General features: G+C 28.7%; 16 protein-coding genes and 1 tRNA gene. 3 read left to right on the top strand and 14 right to left on the bottom strand.

Annotation, left to right across the window (positions count from 1 at the left end):
* Window positions 1-49 precede the first annotated feature (49 nt).
* The 3 genes from DIS07_RS14370 to truA all read right to left on the bottom strand — a co-directional run bounded on the left by DIS07_RS14370 (window position 50) and on the right by truA (window position 3085).
* Entirely contained in the window at window positions 50-472 is a 423-nt protein-coding gene (locus tag DIS07_RS14370; RefSeq protein ID WP_109405964.1) for a hypothetical protein, read from the bottom strand.
* Window positions 473-589: 117 nt separating this feature from the next.
* Window positions 590-2356: an ABC transporter ATP-binding protein gene (locus DIS07_RS14365; protein WP_109405963.1), complete on the bottom strand. Its 1767-nt coding sequence runs from the start codon at window positions 2354-2356 to the stop codon at window positions 590-592.
* 3 nt (window positions 2357-2359) lie between these two features.
* Complete coding sequence (gene truA / locus DIS07_RS14360) at window positions 2360-3085, bottom strand: tRNA pseudouridine(38-40) synthase TruA (protein ID WP_109405962.1); 726 nt, start codon at window positions 3083-3085, stop codon at window positions 2360-2362.
* A gap of 99 nt (window positions 3086-3184) precedes the next feature.
* On the opposite strand from truA, the gene DIS07_RS14355 reads away from it, so the two are divergent.
* Window positions 3185-3682, top strand: coding sequence for a metallophosphoesterase family protein (locus DIS07_RS14355; RefSeq protein WP_109405961.1), 498 nt, complete (start codon window positions 3185-3187; stop codon window positions 3680-3682).
* Here the strand turns inward: DIS07_RS14355 and DIS07_RS14350 are convergent.
* From DIS07_RS14350 to DIS07_RS14335, 4 genes are all read right to left on the bottom strand, one after another.
* Window positions 3669-5450 carry a tetratricopeptide repeat-containing sensor histidine kinase gene (locus DIS07_RS14350; RefSeq protein ID WP_109405960.1) on the bottom strand — a complete coding sequence of 594 codons (1782 nt, stop codon included), beginning with the start codon at window positions 5448-5450 and terminating at the stop codon, window positions 3669-3671. The genes DIS07_RS14355 and DIS07_RS14350 overlap by 14 nt on opposite strands.
* Before the next feature lie 24 nt (window positions 5451-5474).
* Window positions 5475-6167: a hypothetical protein gene (locus DIS07_RS14345; RefSeq protein WP_109405959.1), complete on the bottom strand. Its 693-nt coding sequence runs from the start codon at window positions 6165-6167 to the stop codon at window positions 5475-5477.
* A 180-nt stretch (window positions 6168-6347) separates the two neighbouring features.
* Window positions 6348-7013, bottom strand: a complete 666-nt coding sequence (locus tag DIS07_RS14340; protein WP_109405958.1) for a response regulator — start codon at window positions 7011-7013, stop codon at window positions 6348-6350.
* 287 nt (window positions 7014-7300) lie between these two features.
* On the bottom strand, window positions 7301-7732 hold the full coding sequence (locus DIS07_RS14335; protein WP_109405957.1) for a DUF4293 domain-containing protein: 432 nt from the start codon (window positions 7730-7732) through the stop codon (window positions 7301-7303).
* A gap of 200 nt (window positions 7733-7932) precedes the next feature.
* Here DIS07_RS14335 and rho point away from each other — a divergent pair, with 200 nt between their 5' ends.
* Window positions 7933-9585, top strand: a complete 1653-nt coding sequence (rho, locus tag DIS07_RS14330; protein ID WP_109405956.1) for a transcription termination factor Rho — start codon at window positions 7933-7935, stop codon at window positions 9583-9585.
* 237 nt (window positions 9586-9822) lie between these two features.
* Here the strand turns inward: rho and DIS07_RS14325 are convergent, their stop codons facing one another.
* From DIS07_RS14325 to DIS07_RS14295, 6 genes are all read right to left on the bottom strand, one after another.
* On the bottom strand, window positions 9823-11958 hold the full coding sequence (locus DIS07_RS14325) for a peptidylprolyl isomerase (protein WP_109405955.1): 2136 nt from the start codon (window positions 11956-11958) through the stop codon (window positions 9823-9825).
* Window positions 11959-12080: 122 nt separating this feature from the next.
* Window positions 12081-13346 carry a hemolysin family protein gene (locus DIS07_RS14320; RefSeq protein ID WP_109405954.1) on the bottom strand — a complete coding sequence of 422 codons (1266 nt, stop codon included), beginning with the start codon at window positions 13344-13346 and terminating at the stop codon, window positions 12081-12083.
* Between the two features lie 253 nt (window positions 13347-13599).
* Window positions 13600-14166, bottom strand: a complete 567-nt coding sequence (gene lptC / locus DIS07_RS14310; RefSeq protein WP_235869153.1) for an LPS export ABC transporter periplasmic protein LptC — start codon at window positions 14164-14166, stop codon at window positions 13600-13602.
* 4 nt (window positions 14167-14170) lie between these two features.
* A complete protein-coding gene (locus DIS07_RS14305; RefSeq protein ID WP_109405951.1) occupies window positions 14171-15493 on the bottom strand; it encodes a tetratricopeptide repeat protein in 1323 nt (440 codons plus the stop codon).
* Between the two features lie 14 nt (window positions 15494-15507).
* A complete protein-coding gene (locus tag DIS07_RS14300; RefSeq protein ID WP_109405950.1) occupies window positions 15508-16797 on the bottom strand; it encodes a hypothetical protein in 1290 nt (429 codons plus the stop codon).
* Window positions 16794-17522: a type III pantothenate kinase gene (locus DIS07_RS14295; protein ID WP_109405949.1), complete on the bottom strand. Its 729-nt coding sequence runs from the start codon at window positions 17520-17522 to the stop codon at window positions 16794-16796. Before DIS07_RS14295 ends, DIS07_RS14300 begins: the two co-directional genes overlap by 4 nt.
* Window positions 17523-17621: 99 nt before the next feature.
* Here DIS07_RS14295 and DIS07_RS14290 point away from each other — a divergent pair.
* A tRNA-Phe gene (locus tag DIS07_RS14290) sits at window positions 17622-17694 on the top strand.
* A gap of 44 nt (window positions 17695-17738) precedes the next feature.
* Here the strand turns inward: DIS07_RS14290 and DIS07_RS14285 are convergent.
* Entirely contained in the window at window positions 17739-18617 is an 879-nt protein-coding gene (locus DIS07_RS14285) for a LysR substrate-binding domain-containing protein (RefSeq protein WP_109405948.1), read from the bottom strand.
* Window positions 18618-18691 lie beyond the last annotated feature (74 nt).

Below are 18691 nucleotides of genomic sequence, written 5' to 3'. Positions count from 1 at the left end.
AAAGGTTCTCCAAATTAGAGAACCTTTTTAAATTTCGTAATTTTTCTAATTAGTTAGAAGACGCCATTTTAGATTGAATTTCAGACAATACAGATTTATATTTTGTCAATTCACTTGTATCTAATTTAGACGCTAATTCTTTTCCTTGTATTAATAAAGTAGCTCCTTGTGCAGTCATTCCTTTAATTTTAGCAATGTTTCCTTTTGCATCAATATAGTTTTTTGCATATTGGGCGTAATCAACTAAATTTTTAGTAACTGATTCATTAGAAAAGTTAGGAATTGTAATTCCCTCAATAGCAGAAGTTAAATCTTTTTTTGTCTCTTCAACTACTTCTTTAACCTCTTTCTTTACTACTTTTTCAGTTTTTACAACTTCTTTTTCTAGTTCTTTAACTTCTTTCTTTTCAGATTTACAAGAAGTAAAAACTAATGCACTAATTACTAAAACTGATAATACAATTTTTTTCATCTTTTTTGATTTACTGTTTATTTGAAAAGTAAAATTATAAAAACTTAAGACTATAAATCAAAAAATATAGACTAACTAATAAATTAGTTAGATAAGCTAACACAAACAATAGATAAGTTAAGACGTGACCTCTAAGCTAAATTGTTTATCATACAGATTTTTATAGTAGCCATTTTCTTTTTCTAACAATTGTGTATGTGTTCCTTCCTCTACAATTAAGCCTTTATCCATTACTATAATTTTATCTGCTTGCTTTATGGTTGCTAACCTATGCGCAATAACAATTGATGTTCTGTCTTTTGTAATCGTTTCTGTGGCATACTGAATCATTTGTTCTGCATTAGCATCTACAGATGAAGTGGCTTCATCTAAAATTAAAATACTAGGTTTGCTTACATAGGCTCTTAAAAAAGCAATTAATTGTCTTTGGCCTGAAGATAACATTGCTCCTCTTTCTTTTACATTATATTGATATCCATCTGGAAGTGTCATTATAAAATCATGAATTCCAATTTGTTTTGCTGCTTTCTCAACTTCTTCTAAAGTAATGTTTTTGTCTTTTAAAGTGATATTGTTAAAAATAGAATCTGAAAACAAAAACACATCTTGTAAAACAACTGCAACTTGATTTCTTAAACTTTCTAAAGTATACTTATTGATAGGAATATCATCTACACAGATTATCCCGCTGTCAATTTCATAAAAACGATTGATTAGATTGATAATAGTAGATTTACCTGCTCCTGTTGCACCAACAATAGCAATTGTTTGTCCTTTTTTTACATCCAAAGAAATTCCTTTTAAAACTTCTTCATTTTCAACATAACTAAATCTTACATCTTTAAAAGAAATATTCCCTTTTAGATTTTCTGCTCTTATTGTCCCGTTTTTAACAATACTACTTTGGGTATCCATCACTTTAAAAACACGTTCTCCAGAAACAATGCCCATTTGTAACTGATTGAATTTATCTGCAATCTGACGTAAAGGTCTAAATAGCATTTGTGCCATTTGTACAAATGCCATAACTGTTCCTGGACCGGGAACTTCACCTCCAATAATTTGTTTACTACCAAACCAAACAATTAACCCAATACCTATTGATGATAAAATTTCTGCTATTGGAAAGAAAATTGAGAAATACCATATGGTTTTTATATAAGCTTGTTTATGCTTATTATTAATGTTCATAAAGTTATTATACTCTATTTTTTCTCTATTAAAGAGTTGTACAATTTTCATACCTGTAACTCTTTCTTGTACAAAACCATTTAAATTGGCTACCTGATTTCTAACTTCTTGAAAAGTTGCTTTTATGGCTTGTTGAAATACTCTTGTGGCATAAATTAAAATTGGTAAAACTGCTAATGCTATTAATGCTAGTTTCCAATTAAAATAAAACATTAATACTGCAACTGCAAACATTTGCAAAACATCACTAACAATGGTAAAAACACCGCTACTAAAAAAAGCAGCAATAGTTTCGATATCAGAAACCACTCTTGTAACTAATTTACCAACAGAGTTCTTATCAAAATAAGACATTTTAAATTGTAAAATATGTCTAAATATTTTTGCTCTAATATCTCTTATAATGTGTTGTCCAACCCAATTTGCAAAATATATAAATGTAAAGCGCAATAAAACCTCCAACAAAATGACTCCAAACATCAATAAAATATTATTGATGAGCCCTTGGGAATCTTTTTCTGTAATATATTTATCTACTGTTTCTTTTATTAAATAAGGGTTTAGTAAAGAAACACATGCTAATAAGATGGTAGATGCCGATGCAATAAAAAAGTTAAGTTTATAGCGTTTTGCAAAAGCCATCAATCTTAAAAAAATCTGTAAATCAAAAGCTTTACCTGTTTTATCTGCCAAAATTTAATATTTTATGTTTGTTAAAAATAAACCTTTTGCTGGGACTGATAATCCTGCATTGCTTCTATTTTTACTCTCTATAATTTTTCTAAAATTCTCTTTATCAATTCTCTCTAAACCAACATCAATTAAAGTACCTACAATGGCTCTTACCATATTTCTTAAAAAACGATTGGCTGTGATATGAAAAGTAAGTTCGTTTCCTTTCTGTTTCCAGACTGCTTCAGTAATGTCACAATTATAAGTATAGACATCTGTTTTTACTTTAGAAAATGTTTGAAAATCTGTAAATTCTAACAATAATTTAGCTGCATCATTCATCAAATCAATATCTATTTTTTGAGAATGAATTTGCCAAGAAAAATCCAACAAAAAAGGATTTCTACCTAACCAGATTTTATACTCATAGCTTCTGCTTATTGCATCAAACCGAGCATGTTTTTCATCATTAACTTGAAAAACATTATAAACAACAATATCTCTTGGCAACAAAGAATTTAATTTATGAGGGACATCACCTATTAATTCTTTCTCTATATCAAAATGCGCAAACATTTGGGATGCATGAACACCAGTGTCTGTTCTTCCTGCTCCAACAACTTCAATCTTTTGTTGAGTAATTGTACTTACTGCGTGATTTACTTTTTCTTGTACAGAAACTACATCTGGTTGAATCTGCCAACCATGATAATTTTTTCCATTATAAGAAAGTTCTATAAAATACCTCAAGAAATACGTTTTTGAAGACTTCAAAATTACGGAATTTATTTTGTTATCGTTACTTTTGAATCACTTAGAGACGTTAAACTTTTCTTACTATTTCTTTTTATGAATAAAATATTATTATTATCAGACACTCATGGTTATATTGATGATCAAATATTAAAGTTTGTAAAACAAGCCGATGAAGTTTGGCATGCCGGAGATATTGGTAATCTCGATGTTACAGATCATATAAAAAAGTTAAAACCTTTGCGAGGGGTTTTTGGAAATATTGATGATAAGGATGCTCGTAGAGAATTTCCATTAGATCAAAAATTTGAATTAGAAAATGTTGCTGTTTGGATGACACATATAGGTGGTTACCCCAATAAATATTACCCTAGAATACGAGAGGAAATCAAATTGAATCCGCCAAAACTATTTATCTCAGGACATTCTCATATTTTAAAAATCCAGTATGATAAAAAATTAAATTTGTTGCATTTAAATCCAGGTGCAGCAGGAAACCATGGATTTCATAAAATAAGAACAATGCTTCGTTTTTATCTTGATAATGGAGAAATCAAGAATTTAGAAATTATAGAATTAGCTAAACGTGGTTAGTTGTTTCTTTTCTTAAAACTGGCAATTCTACATCAATAGTTGTTCCTTTATTTTCTCCAGAATCTATAAAGAAATGCCCTTTCATCATTTGAATTCTGGCATCAATTTGATTAATTCCTAAACCATCTTTCTCAGTAATTTTTGTTTTATCAAAACCTACACCATCATCAATAATTTTTAAATATAGCCTATCGTTTTTCTCTTCTAATATTATCGTAGCATTTTTAGCATTACTGTGTTTTAGAATATTATTTACAAATTCTTGAATAATATTATAGACTTTAATTTCGAAACTTTGTTGGTATCTTTTAATTTTTCCAATTTCAGTTTTAAACTCTATTTGAGAATTAGAATATTTATTTGCCATGTCTTTTATTGCAAATTCTAAACCAAATTTTAATAACACAGAAGAAATTAATGTATGTGACAAATCTCTAATTTTTTGAGATGCTTCAGTTATAATTTGTCGAGTTTTATCAATTTCTAAAGGTGTTTCGCCATTAAATTGACCTTTAGTGGCTTGTAAATGCAAGTTAGCAGAAGATAAAAGGGCACTAACACTATCGTGTAAAGTTTCTGCTATTTGTTTTCTTTCAGATTCTTTACCATCTATAGTAGCATTTAGAATTCTGATTTGAGAATCTGATTTTATTTTTTCTATTTTTTGATTTTGAATTAATTGAGTTTGAGATAACTCTAATCCTAAATTTTTTTGTTTTAGTTTATAAAAATTCACCCAATAGAGTAATGAAATAATTATAATTAAACCTCCAATACCAAAAACCCAAAATGTCCTTTGAGCTTTTAATCTTTTGTTTTCTTCTTCTCTTTTTACGTTTCTAACATTATTCTTTGCAGTCACTGTCTCTATCATTCGCCTTATTTCCTTATCTCTCATACCATCTTCAATCTCATAGGATAACTCTTGAAAATCATAGGCTTTATAATCTTTTAAATTTCTCATTGCCCAAGCCAAATTATAATATAAACTAGCTTTAAACCTAACAGCATTTGGGCTGTTATCATTTTTTATCAATTCAACACCTTCTAGATATAACTTTTTTGCATGATTAAAGTCTTCTAAACCTAAGTATATATTAGCTAAATTATTTATTGCACTGGCTTGGTTTACTTTATCATTCCTATCTTTATGAATAATTATAGCTCTATTTGCATATTCTTTTGCCTTCTCAAAAAGTGAATCTTGGGCATAAATCCCAGATAAATTTCCAAATGATATTGCTTTAAGATTTAAAATTTCTTTATTGAAAGATGGAATATTCTCAAGTTTTGAATAAAAATACTTTGCGCTATCTTTAATAAATAATTTTTGGTATTGGCCTCCTATACTTAGTAATGTTTTAGCATATAATTTGTTCGAAAATAGCTTAGTATCACTTTCATCTAAGTTATTTGTTTCAAGTAATGAGAGAGATTCTTTATAATATTTCAAGGATTTTCTATGATCATTGGTTTTATCATAAATATCTGCAATTAGAATCACAACTAGATTTAGAGACTCTTTATCTTTTATTTCATCATAAAATAATAAAGCCTCATTTAAAGCCTCTATGTACTTTTTCTCTTTACTTTTCCTTAATAATTCCTGATATCTTTTTTTAAAGATTGAATCTTTTTCTATGACAAAAATAGAAGAAGTTTCTTTAATTGAAACCTCTTCTATTATATTAGGATAAATTTTATTGTATGTTAGGGAAAAAATTATACAAAAAAGATAAAAGTATATTAATTTATATTTCCTACCCAAAAAATTATATTTTAAACTAAATAATTATAATGATATTGAACCTTCGCCTACCGTTACTTTTGGCTTTCTTATAATTGAATATGCTAATGATTCTTCTCCTTTATTTGAATTTCTATTGTGATTTACAAAATCTACTTTTAATGGCTTACCATCTTCATTTTCTAAAACTCTAGTAAAACTCGTACTTTTACTTTTACCATCTTCTAAATGAACTTCATAAACGCTTAACTCATTATTATACACAAAGTCAACTTTTACATTACGTTTAACGTTAAAATCTAAACTATAAGTTCCATCTCCGTTACTTGTAATACTATAATCATTAAGTTTTTTGTTGTTATTTTTACTTAATAATTTAGGATTGTCATCAGTAATCATAATTTGTGGTAATTTGTCTGATGTGGTATCTACAAAACCTACTTTTAACTGAGTTCCTTCAATTGTAAGATCTTGGGTTACTCTACTAGATGACTGATCATCTGACGAATATAAATAAATTTGATTAGTTTTTGTTTCTGTATTTAAAACTTTTTCTGCTTTACCACCATTATTTAAATCAAAATCAAGAGAATACGCACCACTAGCGTCTCTTTTTATGGTATATGTTTTTAATAAATCTAAAGATTGCTCTTCTGGAAGAATCGTTTCATTTGATGAACAAGAAGAAAATACAAATGTGATTGACGCAACTAAAACTAGTAAGTTTAAATTTTTCATGGGTAATAATGTTTAATAATATTAATTTAGGTTAACTAGGGGTGGGGCTATTTATTTTTTAGCAGATTAGTAATGTATGCAAAACAATGTGTGTACTTACTGGGGGGATAGAGTTAACAAACTTTTTAGGGGGAAGATATTTAAATCAAAGCCTGAAAACAGTCTTATTTGGGGATAGGACTATACTATATTGTTTTTTACTGCATACATTGCTAAACCTACTGCATTTTTTACATTTAATTTTTTTAATAAACTCTTTCTATATGTATCTATTGTATTAACACTAAGATTCATTAAATCTGCCATCTCTTTGGTGCTATGCTCTTTAGTAATTAATTTTAATACATCTAATTCTCTCTCTGTTAGACTTTCTAACAGATATTTGCTTGGCAACTCTCCTTGAGGCACCATTTGTCCAGATATAGATTTTAGTAATGTGGTTTGTATATCATTACTAAAATATTGTTCTCCATTAGCTACAGCTTTTATAGCATTAATTATATGCTCTCCAGCATTATTTTTAGAGATATAGCCTTTACAGCCAAGGTTTAAAACCTCTTGAACAATTTTTAGATCATCATAACTTGACAATATGATTACTTTTTGATCAATCTTTTTTTTCTTAAAATATTTTAAGACTTGAAAACCATCTAACATTGGCATTGTAATATCTAATATTAGAACATCAGCCTTGTTTTCGTTTTGATTAAACCAATCTATTACCTCTTGTCCTGTTAAAGAATATCCTTTAATTTCTATATCTTTATCAGTATTTATTACAGCGATGATACCTTCGATTAGTATTTTATGATCATCAGCTACATGAACGTATATCTTTTCTTTCATTTTTACTTTACAAATTTAGAATACATTTAAAGATTACACAATCCCCATTTTTAGTGAAATTTTTTTCTCACCATTTATGGTGATATGTATCACCATAAATGGTGAGAACAACATTGTAAAAAACTAAAAAACAATTACTTATAACTAAAAAAACATATTCGATTGTATTAAAAATAGTTTTTTTTGTAAAAGTATACTATTATTTTTTTTCATTAAAATATGGAGAAATAAAAAACCGAGAATAAATTCTCGGTTTTTTTCGCACTAAATATACTAAGATGTTAAGTTTATCGCAATCTATCTACAGATTTTACAAGATCTTCATCCTTTTTAATGGCTTTATTTGCCAAAACAATAAGCAAAATAGCTAAAATTGGTAAGAACATCCCAATACCTTTCTCGGAAATCGAAACTTCTCCAGGTAAAGTTAGAGATACATAAATCAATAATCCTAATAAAAAAAGATTTATCAAAATTGATATTCTTCCTACTACAAATTGTAATTTTCTATTTTTAAATAAAAAAATAGCAACTAAACTAACTATAGCAGAAAGTAGAAATAACAATGGAATAATATTTAAAAGAATTGATTCTCTTAAAAATAAATCCAAAGCATAAACTTCATTTTTAAGATTTTCCCATAAATTAAATACCATTATTAGACCACCAGAAACTACCGATGCTAATAATAAATATATACTTTGTATTCTTTGAATCATCTTAAAAAAATAGATTCACAAAAGTAGAAATTTCTTTTTTAAAAAGAAAACCAAAAACTTAAAAAAAAAGTATATATTTGTAATATAATAACCGCACAAAACTATTGTATAGTACTATATACAATTAAATAAATTCAAAAAAATATAATTATTAATCTTATCACGTTATAAGATTTACATTTTAACTTAATATATAACGAATGTTCGAAATTTCTGAACTAAAAGCAAAAAAACTTGCAGACTTACAAGAAATAGCCAAATCTATTGGTTTAAAAAAAATTAGTCAACTTAAAAAATTAGATTTAGTATATCAAATTTTAGACACACAGGCTGCAAATCCTGCAAAAGCGAAAACCTCTGAAGTTGAAGTTGAAGCAAAACCAAAAGCAGACAGACCCAAACGAAAAAGAGTAATAAAGGCACCTCAAAGTCAGTCTAGTAATCCTGTAGCAAAAAAACAAGACAACGATAATCAACCCAAAAAAGTTGAGGCAACTGAAAAAATCGAGGAAAGTAAAGAGGTTAATCCTCCAAAAAAAGTCGAGAAACAGCAAATTAAACCTGCTGCAAATAATCAAAATAAAGCACAACAAAATAAGTCTCAGCACAAAAATCAAAATAACCAGAACAACAATCAACAAAATAATAAAAACAAGCAGAACAACCAAAATCGTGATAAAAACAATTCTAATAGAGGTCACAAGTCTGGAAACAGATATAGAGATCCTGATTTTGAATTCGATGGAATTATTGAAAGCGAAGGAGTTTTAGAAATGATGCCAGATGGTTATGGTTTTTTACGTTCTTCTGATTACAATTATTTGTCATCTCCAGATGATATATATGTATCACAATCTCAAATTAAATTATTCGGTTTAAAAACTGGTGATACTGTAAGAGGAAATGTACGTCCACCTAAAGAAGGTGAGAAATATTTTCCTTTAATCAGAGTATCAAAAATTAATGGTTTAAACCCCAATATTGTTAGAGATAGGGTCTCTTTTGAGCATTTGACACCATTATTTCCTCAAGAAAAATTCAATTTAGCAGAAAAAGGAAGTTCTTTATCTACAAGAATTATAGATTTATTTTCTCCTTTAGGAAAAGGGCAAAGAGGTATGATTGTTGCTCAACCGAAAACAGGTAAAACAATGCTTTTAAAAGACGTTGCTAAAGCAATTGCTTACAACCATCCTGAAGTATATCAAATTGTTTTATTAATTGACGAACGTCCAGAAGAAGTTACAGACATGCAACGTAGTGTTCGTGGTGAAGTTGTTGCATCTACATTTGATGAACCAGCAGATAAGCATGTAAGAGTTGCCAATATAGTTTTAGAAAAGGCAAAACGTTTAGTGGAATGCGGGCATGATGTTGTTATTCTTCTAGATTCCATTACACGTTTGGCAAGAGCATACAATACGGTTGCACCAGCTTCTGGAAAAATACTTTCTGGAGGTATCGATGCAAACGCATTGCACAAGCCAAAACGTTTCTTTGGAGCTGCAAGAAACATAGAAAATGGTGGTTCTTTAACAATTATTGCAACTGCACTTACCGAAACCGGTTCGAAAATGGACGAAGTTATCTTTGAAGAGTTTAAAGGAACGGGTAATATGGAACTTCAATTAGATAGAAATATTTCTAATCGTAGAATTTATCCTGCAATCGATTTAATTAAATCTTCAACAAGACGTGATGATTTATTATTGGATGAGAAAACCGTACAAAGAATGTGGGTTTTGCGTAAATACTTAGCAGATATGAACCCTATAGAAGCCATGGAATTTATCAACGAAAGAATTAAGTTTTCTAAAAATAATGATGAGTTTCTAATTTCTATGAACGGATAGATGGAAATCTTTTTAAATATATTTAAACCTCTTTGAGAAATCAAAGAGGTTTTTCTTTATTGAGCTATTGCTTTATTAACTCTTTAATAATATGGTTACTTAAAAATTAGAATTGATAAATAATCGCTAAAATAGTTATCAACTCTATATAAAATTAGAGTTAAAAAAGAAACCGTTCAAAAAAATTGAACGGTTCTATAATTATTATTAAACTTAATTATTATAAAAACAAGAAGTCTAGTTAGATACATACATATTGGCTCTGTAGTCTTTAACCTCTGTAGCTTTTTTAATAGATTCGAAAATTCTATAATTAAGCCCTTTTCTTGATTGTGCTATTCTTTTTCTTGAGGCTTCATAATTCGGTAATGCTGTTGGAAGTTCTTTTTTAGTTACCACAAAAGCATAAACACCTCTATTTCCCTCTATACCTTTATAAACTTTATTAAGTTCTGCATTATACATTGCTCCAACAATTTTAGGCTCTGAACCAGCTCCAGAAAGAGTAGGACTTTTTAAAGTAACATTAGTACCTGTTTTTATAGCTGTATTGTTAGAATTTGCTATTTCTTGTAAAGTATTACCATTTAATTTAGCTCTAATAATTTCTGCTTTTTTTCTATTCTTAAGAATTGGTTTTACTCTTGCTGACGCTTTATTAACAGGAGATAAACCTTTATCTACCTTAGATGAAACTATAGCTACAATATGGCTTCCTTCTAAATCAAAACGTTTAAAGGTACCAACTTTTGTATTTGCACCAAAAGCCCAACTTACAATTTGTCTTTGATTTCCTAGACCAGGTACATTTTCATCTAATACTTTTAATCCAACTGCAGGTCTTATTAAGTATTTATTCTCTTTAGAAACTTCTGTAAACCTTCTTTCTTTTGATAACTCTAGAGCAAATTGTTCTGCTTTTTGAAAAACTGCATTTTCTGTTGCTTCTGAGGCAACAATTTTTCTCCCAAAAGTAACTAACTTAACAACTTTCTGTGCGTTTTTTTGGTCGTCTATTCTAATTATATGGAAACCAAATTTTGTCTTAACAACATTTATGTCTCCCTTTTTATTATTAAACATGTAGTTCGCAAAATCAGCATCAAAGTTTGGACTAAAAGCAGCAGTATAGTTAACCCAACCAATATCTCCTCCTTTACCTTTAGTTCCGTCAGGATTCACTTCATTAGCAATCTCTGTATATTTAGCCTTATTTCTTTTTACTAAATTAAAAATACTATCTACTGTCTTTTTTGCTTGAGCTTCAGTTTTAGTAGTTTCATTATTTGCTGCTTGAGACCCTACAAAAGGTATTAAAATATGACTTGCTTTAACAGAATCTGGCATTTTTGAAATCTCAGTTATTTTAGAAATTTTAAAGAAACCTTTATCTTTGTAAGGTCCAAAAACATCACCCTTAGAACCTGCAAAAACTTTTTCTGAAATTACATTACTAATATCTTTTTTAAATTTAAAGTTTTCATCTAAATTAATGTCAGAATCATTTTCATTTAAAAATTCTTTATAATTAGTTGCATTTTTTAAGCCAACTACGGTTTGCTTATTTCTGTCTATTGAATCTTCTAACAATTTAGAAACTTCATCTTTAATTGCCGCTTCGTCTTCTGGAGTTGCTGTTATGTCAAATTTCACATAAGAAATATCTCTAGATTCATCAACTTTAAAATCAGCTTCATTCTCTTTTATGTAATTCGCGATATCAGATTTGGTTACATTTACTAAAGAATCTACAATCGATGAATAAGGAATAAAAATAAACTGAGTATTAAGTTTTGTATTGTTGATAAAATAATCAGCCTCACCTTCTTTAAGAGAAGCTCCTAAACCTGCATTAATCAAATTATCATAAGCATTCCTTTCGGTATTCGTTTTTATCTGATTCATGTAGTTAGACCAAGCAGACCATAATTGAGGATTATTTTCTTTAGTATCAGCTAAAAATTGCTTGAATTTACTTTCATCAAATAAACCTGCTTCATTTAAGTATTGAGGATTATTTTTTACAGATGGCACATTTATAAGTTCTTTCCAAACATCGGCCTCTCCTACAGATATACCAGCTTCTTCTAATTGGTTTTTGTAGATTTTTTGTCTTAAAATATTATTCCAAACTGCTTTTACAGCTTGCATTTCAGAAACTCTACCTCCTCTTTGTTGCTTATAACTTTCTAATTCATCGGCAAATTCTTGCCTTGAGATAGATTCTCCATTAACTTCGCCTATTTCATTAACTTTATTTGAGTTAAAAAAATCTCCCAAAGTAGAGGGATCTAATACAAAAGCAAAAAGTGCTAAACCAATTATAATGATTAAGAACATTGAACGTTCTCTAATTTTTGATAAAACTGCCATACGTCATTTATTTTATTTCAGTTGGCGAATATACGATTTGGGTTTTAAAACTGCAACCGATTTTTTACTTATTAAGTAGTAATGAATAGTTGTTTACAGAGTTTTAGGAAGAATATAAAATATTAGTCTTGATTGTCTTTAAATTCAAGAGAAACTTCATCAATTTTTGCGCCACTTATTTTAAGAATTTTTATTTCAAAACCTTCAATTTCTAACACCTCTTTTTCTTCTGGAATATTTTCTGTTTGTTCGATAATAAAACCTCCAAGGGTTTCATAAGCTTCAGATTTAGGAATGTTTAATTCATATTCTTCATTAAGATAATCGATTTCTAATCTTGCTGAAAAATGAAAAGTGGTGTCATTAATTTTCTTGTCTAAATATTCTTGAGAATCGTGTTCATCTTCAATTTCACCAAACAATTCTTCTACGATATCTTCTACAGTGATCATTCCTGATGTTCCGCCATATTCATCGACAACAATAGCTACACTTTTTCTTTTTTTCATTAAGATATTCAAAATATCATTTATCATCATTGATTCTGGAACAATTTCTACAGGAAGTAAAATAGATTTAATTGTTTTTGGCCTTTTAAATAATTCGAATGCATTTACATAACCTATAACATCGTCTAAAGAAGTCTTATAAACCAAAACTTTAGAATGTCCGGTTTCTATAAATGTATTTTTAAGATTGGTAACTGTTTCATGAATTTCTATTGCAGAAATTTCTGTTCTGGGAACCATAACTTCTCTTGCTTTTAAATTATGAAACTCTAATGCATTCTGAAAAATTTGAATTTCAGAATCCATTTCCTCATGTTCATTTCCTGTTTCAAGTTGTTCGGAAATATAGTTCCCTAATTCTTCTTTACTAAATTCAGTCTGCTGTTCATCGGAATTCGTTTTAAAAAATATTCTGAGAAAAAAATCAGAAATTATTGTTATAAATTCTGAGAAAAAATGAAATATTACATAAAAAATATAAGCAGGTATCGCAAAAATTTTAAGTACCTCGTTTGCGTAAATTCTAAAAATGGCTTTTGGTAAAAATTCAGCTGTAATTAATATTACGATTGTAGAAATAATAGTTTGAATTAGTAAAACAGAAAATTCGTTATAATTTTTTAGCGGTAGAAAGTCTATCAAAAATTTCCCCATGTAATAACTATATACTACCAAAGAAATATTATTACCCACCAACATTGTAGTAATAAACTTGGAAGATTTTTGGGTAATTCTGTTTAAAACTTTAGGGATAAACCCTTCTCTCTTTTTCTCTAGCTCTATGTGAAGCTTGTTAGCAGAAACAAATGCAATTTCCATCCCAGAAAAAAAAGCGGAAAAAACAATAGATATGAGTATAATTATAAGCTCTACCTCCATAGTAATTTGAAAATTACAATTTTATTTGTAGATACAATAGAATTATTAGTTCTTATTCTGATTATTTCTTTTCTCTACTTTTTTTCTAAAATGTCTCTTAAAGAAAAAAACTAAAGTAATAAAAAAAGAAAAACCTAAAAACAAATAACTTCTGCTCCTATCTGAAGACCACCTCACAATACCTTCTATTAAACAAATAAAAGCAACCATTAAGTAACCGTATTGAAAAAATTTCCATATTTTGTTCATAATATTATTCTTCTGAGGCTTCTAACCTTCCAATTGTTTTTTTTGCTAAATGCTTTGTTAAATCTTCTTTACATTCAAACCCTACCCCAAAAATAGTATCTTTTTGTGTGGTTAAGGTAAAAGCTTTTTCAGAAAAAAAATATTTAGTTTTTTGATCCCAAAATAATTGAGTCGTTTCTAATTTAGATTTTTCTGAATGATTAATTACCACAACATTTCCTTTAATTTCCGAAACTGATGTTTTAGAATACGAAAGTGCATAATCGCCAACAATAGTTACAGAATCTTTTTGATTTCTTTCATAATTAACAAGCTTAATCCCTTTAGGAAATTCATTATAAGGGTGTTCTTTTCTATTGCTGAAATCATATAGTAAAGGTGTTATTAATTTTGAAGTTATTCTACCTGAGTCTTTATAAACGTGTAAAGCATTTGTAGCTTTACCTATTGGTAAATTTTTAGTAGCTAAAAAATCTCTAACCTCATTAGCATTATTTATACACGAAAAAAGCATTACTGTTACAAAAAGAACAGTAATGCTTTTAGATATTATTTTTTTTTGTGAATTCACAAACCTATTTAGATGGAACCTTTACCGTTAAACCAATCCAACATCCAATTTTATGGCTACTTCCTGGTTGAACACCAGCTGTAAAAACATCTTTTTTACTAGGTATATTAGCTCTATAACTTCTAATATATTTACCTGCAGCACCAACAATACTTGGATCTACCCGTGCTGCTCTTTGAGCTTCATTTAAGGCAGCTACATATACCATTCTCTTTTCAAATAAACTATTACCACAAGAATTCACACTAGATTGATATAATCTTGCGATAAACAAATGAGCTTTTCCATAATTTGGGTTAAAACTAAGTGCCTCTCTAGCTAAACTTCTTGCCTTCGATTTTTGCCCTCTACTTTTTGCTGCCTTCGCAAATTTTAATTTATACTTTGCCTTTTTTAAAGGGTCAGTTTCTAAATCAAATGATTTTTGTCTCATTGCCATTGCTCCAGAAGCATCTCCATTATCCTCTAAAACATTAGCTAAAAAAGCGTATGCTTCAGGTGAAGGAGAAGTTTCTGCAAAAGCTCTTACTAGCTTTTCGAATAGAGGATCTGTTTGGCATCCTTTATTAAACATTCTTGAAACGGCTCTTTTTAACCACTGTGCATTCGTTTTATTTGCTTCAAAATCTCTAGTATAAAGAGGAACCAATCTTTCACAAGTAGATATTTCTACAATAATTGCATCTAATCCACCCTCTACAGTACCTAATGCTTTAGAATTAATAGAATATGCTCTTATTAATTTCTTGTTGTTTACAGAATCTTTCTTTAAGTCTTTTAATTTAGCAGCGTAACCTTCTAATTTTTTGGTAACATTTTCTAATACATCATCATAAGTATCAAATACTTTTTGAGGGTTTGTATCTTTATTTCTATCTGTTACCCCTTGAAAATATAAGTATAAGTTTTTTACTCCCATTTTAGTAGGATCTATACTGTATCCTTTTTCTAAAATCGTAAAAATTTCATCATCAGATGCTAATTTGTTTTTTGATAAATAAGTCGCATAATCACTATGAACTTTTGCAGGGTTTGCATTAGGAAAATACTGTAACCTTTGCTCGTATACCCTCTTTGCTAAAGCAGGATCTTTTCTAACTTTTTCTGCCAAATCTGACCCAAATTTATAGATATTAACAGATAAATCTTTACAATTATCCATTAAATAAATCCAATTTGTATATGCCTCATCATACTTTTTAGATTTAAAGTCTCCTTTAAATAAATTGTACTTAATTGTACACTCTCTTTTAGCATCGTCCTGTGCATTTGTTTTTGCTGTAACTATAAAAAATGCTGCAGCTAATAAAAACGTAAATTTCTTCATTTTATTTGTTTTTGTTAATCAATCTTTCTTTTCTGAAACCAATTCGTATCTGTTAGAGATAATCCTATTCTAAAATTAAAATAATTTTCTTGTATTAAATTATTGGCAGTTGTACCTCTTTTACCATATTCAAATCCTAAATTAATAGAAGATAATTGTTTCATTGGTAATCCTAGACCAAAAGATATGCCAAAGTCATTAACTTCAGAAAAATCCCCTCCTATTCCGCTACCATCTATTAATAAACCTGTTTTCTCAAATCTTATACCTGCTCTGTAGGTAACTCTATCAAAATAACTAGAAATAGAGTTTATTTTTGGCAAAATAAAACCTCCTAGAGAGAATCTATTTGATTTTCCATATTTAAATGCTGAATTAGTTGTATTCAAAAAACCATTTGTTTGATAAGCGTTTTGATTTTCATACTCAGCAGCTATATACCATTTGTTATATTTTCCTAAACCTGCTCCAAAAGTTGTTTTTAATGGAAGGTTGTAACTACCCGAAATTAGTGTATTAGAAATAGTATCTCTAGGAATTTCGCTTCCTGTTGAGCTAAATGAAAGAGAGTACAAATATTGATTCCCAGTAACATTTAAATCATTACCGAGTTTTAAAGCGATCCCTGCATTAAGCACCAAATCCTTTTTTGTAGTTGTTTCATATTGAGCCCCTAAGGTTATCCCTCCTCCTCTAACATCAGAACTTTCTTTATGCATTGTTGATAATGTTACATTTGCTCTTTGATTAGAAATGCTATTTTCTATATTACCAAAACTGTATTCTGCTTCAATTCCTAAAGAAACATCTTTAAAAATTTTCATCCCAAAAGTTGCATAAAATCTATTAACACCACCTTTTCCTTTAAACACTGTCAACTCTGTAATACCTCCTGTTGAGTCTGTTACTGAATTAGAAAGAGAGTATCCTACTGAAGAAATGGGTTGTAACCCTAAAGAAAACCCTGCTTTGCTACCTATTGGGAAAGCTAATGCAAAATAACTTAACCCTGTAGTATTTGCATTTTGGGTATTTGCACCGTTTTTTAATGTAATTTCTTTGTGGAGTGTTCCAAAAGAATATGTTGTATATCGTAAATTAGCGTATGCTGCTGGGTTAGTAAAGTTTAGGTATTTATAATTACTAAAGGCAACACCAATACCTCCCATTGAGTTTTGCTCTATCGTCCTAGGGCTAAATTCATCCCCAATACCAAAAAAAGAATAAGGTGATGCACTATTAGTTTGTGCTATTAAATTTGCAGAAGTAATCAGTAAAAAAAATACTAAAATCTTTCTAATCATTGGTTCTTGTTAAATATCAATACTTCATTTAATCCTTCTAGGAGAAAATTTTGATTGGCAAATATGCTACTTTTTAATTGTTTTGACAAGAAATTTGTATCTCCTCCTGTTAAAACAACTGTTAAAACTAAATATTTCTTTTTATATTGGTAAATAACGCCTTCTATTTCTTGAATTACACCATTTACAACTCCAGAATTCATACTCTCTTTTGTATTCTTTCCGGTAAAATCTTTAAGTAACTTTTTTTCTAATAAAGGTAAATTCGCAGTATATTTATTTAAGGAATTAAATCGCATATTTATTCCTGGTGATATTGCCCCTCCTAGGTATTCTTTTTTCGAATTTACAAAATCAAAAGTGATACAACTACCAGCATCTATTACTAAAACATTTTGATTTGGAAATGTAGTAACTGCATTTGTAATCAAAGCTATTCGGTCTACACCCAAAGTTTTTGGAGTTTTATATAAATTTAAAAAAGGGACTAATGTCCTGTAAGACAGCTCATGTAACTTAATTAATTTTTGAATTTTTACTTTTTCTATTTCAGGTATTTTTGCAACACTAGACATGATTGCCTCAGTAATTGAATACTTTTTTAATATTTTTTTTATTTCTGACAAAATTCTGTTTTTGTCAAAAAGAATTAAATCAACAACGTTATTCCCCTCAAAAACAGCTGCTTTAACTCTTGTATTTCCAATATCTATGATTAAATTCATATTCAATTTTAAACTAGACATCAAAAATACAACACATTTTTTTAAAATTTATTTAGCAGATGTAAAAAAACATTTTATATTTGCATCCGCTAAGGCGATGGTACCTTAGCTCAGTTGGTAGAGCAAAGGACTGAAAATCCTTGTGTCCCTGGTTCGATTCCTGGAGGTACCACTTAAAACCCGAACGTTTGTTCGGGTTTTTTTTGTGCTTTCATTCTAGAGTAAATTTAATATATCATTCATAATAGGGTTATTGTTTTTTGAATTCCAAACTAAAGATAAAGTCGTTTTCTGGGGAATCATATCTAACTCAATAAATTGTATGTGATATCCTCTTTTTTTAGCTAATGATTTTGGAACTATAGAGATTCCGAGGTTATTTTCAACCAATTTAAAAATTGAGCTAGAGTGAATCGTATTATGAGAAACTAGAGGAGAAAAACCACAGTCATCAAATATTTGCATTACTTTCTCATAATAGGATGCACTATAATTGGCATCAAAAAGAATAAATGAAGCAGATTTCAACTGGGATAGATTCTCAAAATTTTTACTGTTAATGTGGTACTTTTCTGGCAATACCAAACAAAAATTCTCTTTTAAAATGGTTTTTATCTCCAAATTTCTTGGCACTCTTTCCAATCTTACAAAACCAATATCAATAGAAAAAGAGCTCAAATCTTCTATTTGTTTTTGATTGTCAATTTCTTTTAAATTAAATACAATATCTGGATTATACTGTTCAAAATTCAACAACAAATTGGGGATAACTTTCTGCATAGCAGAACCTACATATCCAATTTTCAATTCTCCTTTTTTACCTTTTTGCAATAATTTTGCATTGTCTAAAGTATTATTAAATGATTTTAGTTGTTTTGTAAATTCTTCTTTTAAATATTCTCCAACTTTCGTTAAAACAACTTTTCTATTATGTCTTTCAAACAAAACAACATCCAACTCTTCTTCTATAAATTTTATTTGCCTACTCAAACCAGGTTGAGAAATAAACAACTTTTCTGCTGCTTTTCTAAAATGTAATTCTTCGGCTACTGCTAAAAAATAGCGGATATGTCTTATTTCAATTTGATAACTCATAGTTATTAATTAGAATAATAAATAGTATTATAAAGCATCAAAAGTAATAATAACTTTGTATAAAAACAATTTAA

The sequence above is a fragment of the Polaribacter aquimarinus genome (genome assembly GCF_003129485.1).
Lineage (GTDB): Bacteria > Bacteroidota > Bacteroidia > Flavobacteriales > Flavobacteriaceae > Polaribacter > Polaribacter aquimarinus.
The sequence above is the reverse complement of the archived record's forward strand: the minus strand, read 5'-3'. Positions and strand labels throughout refer to the sequence as shown.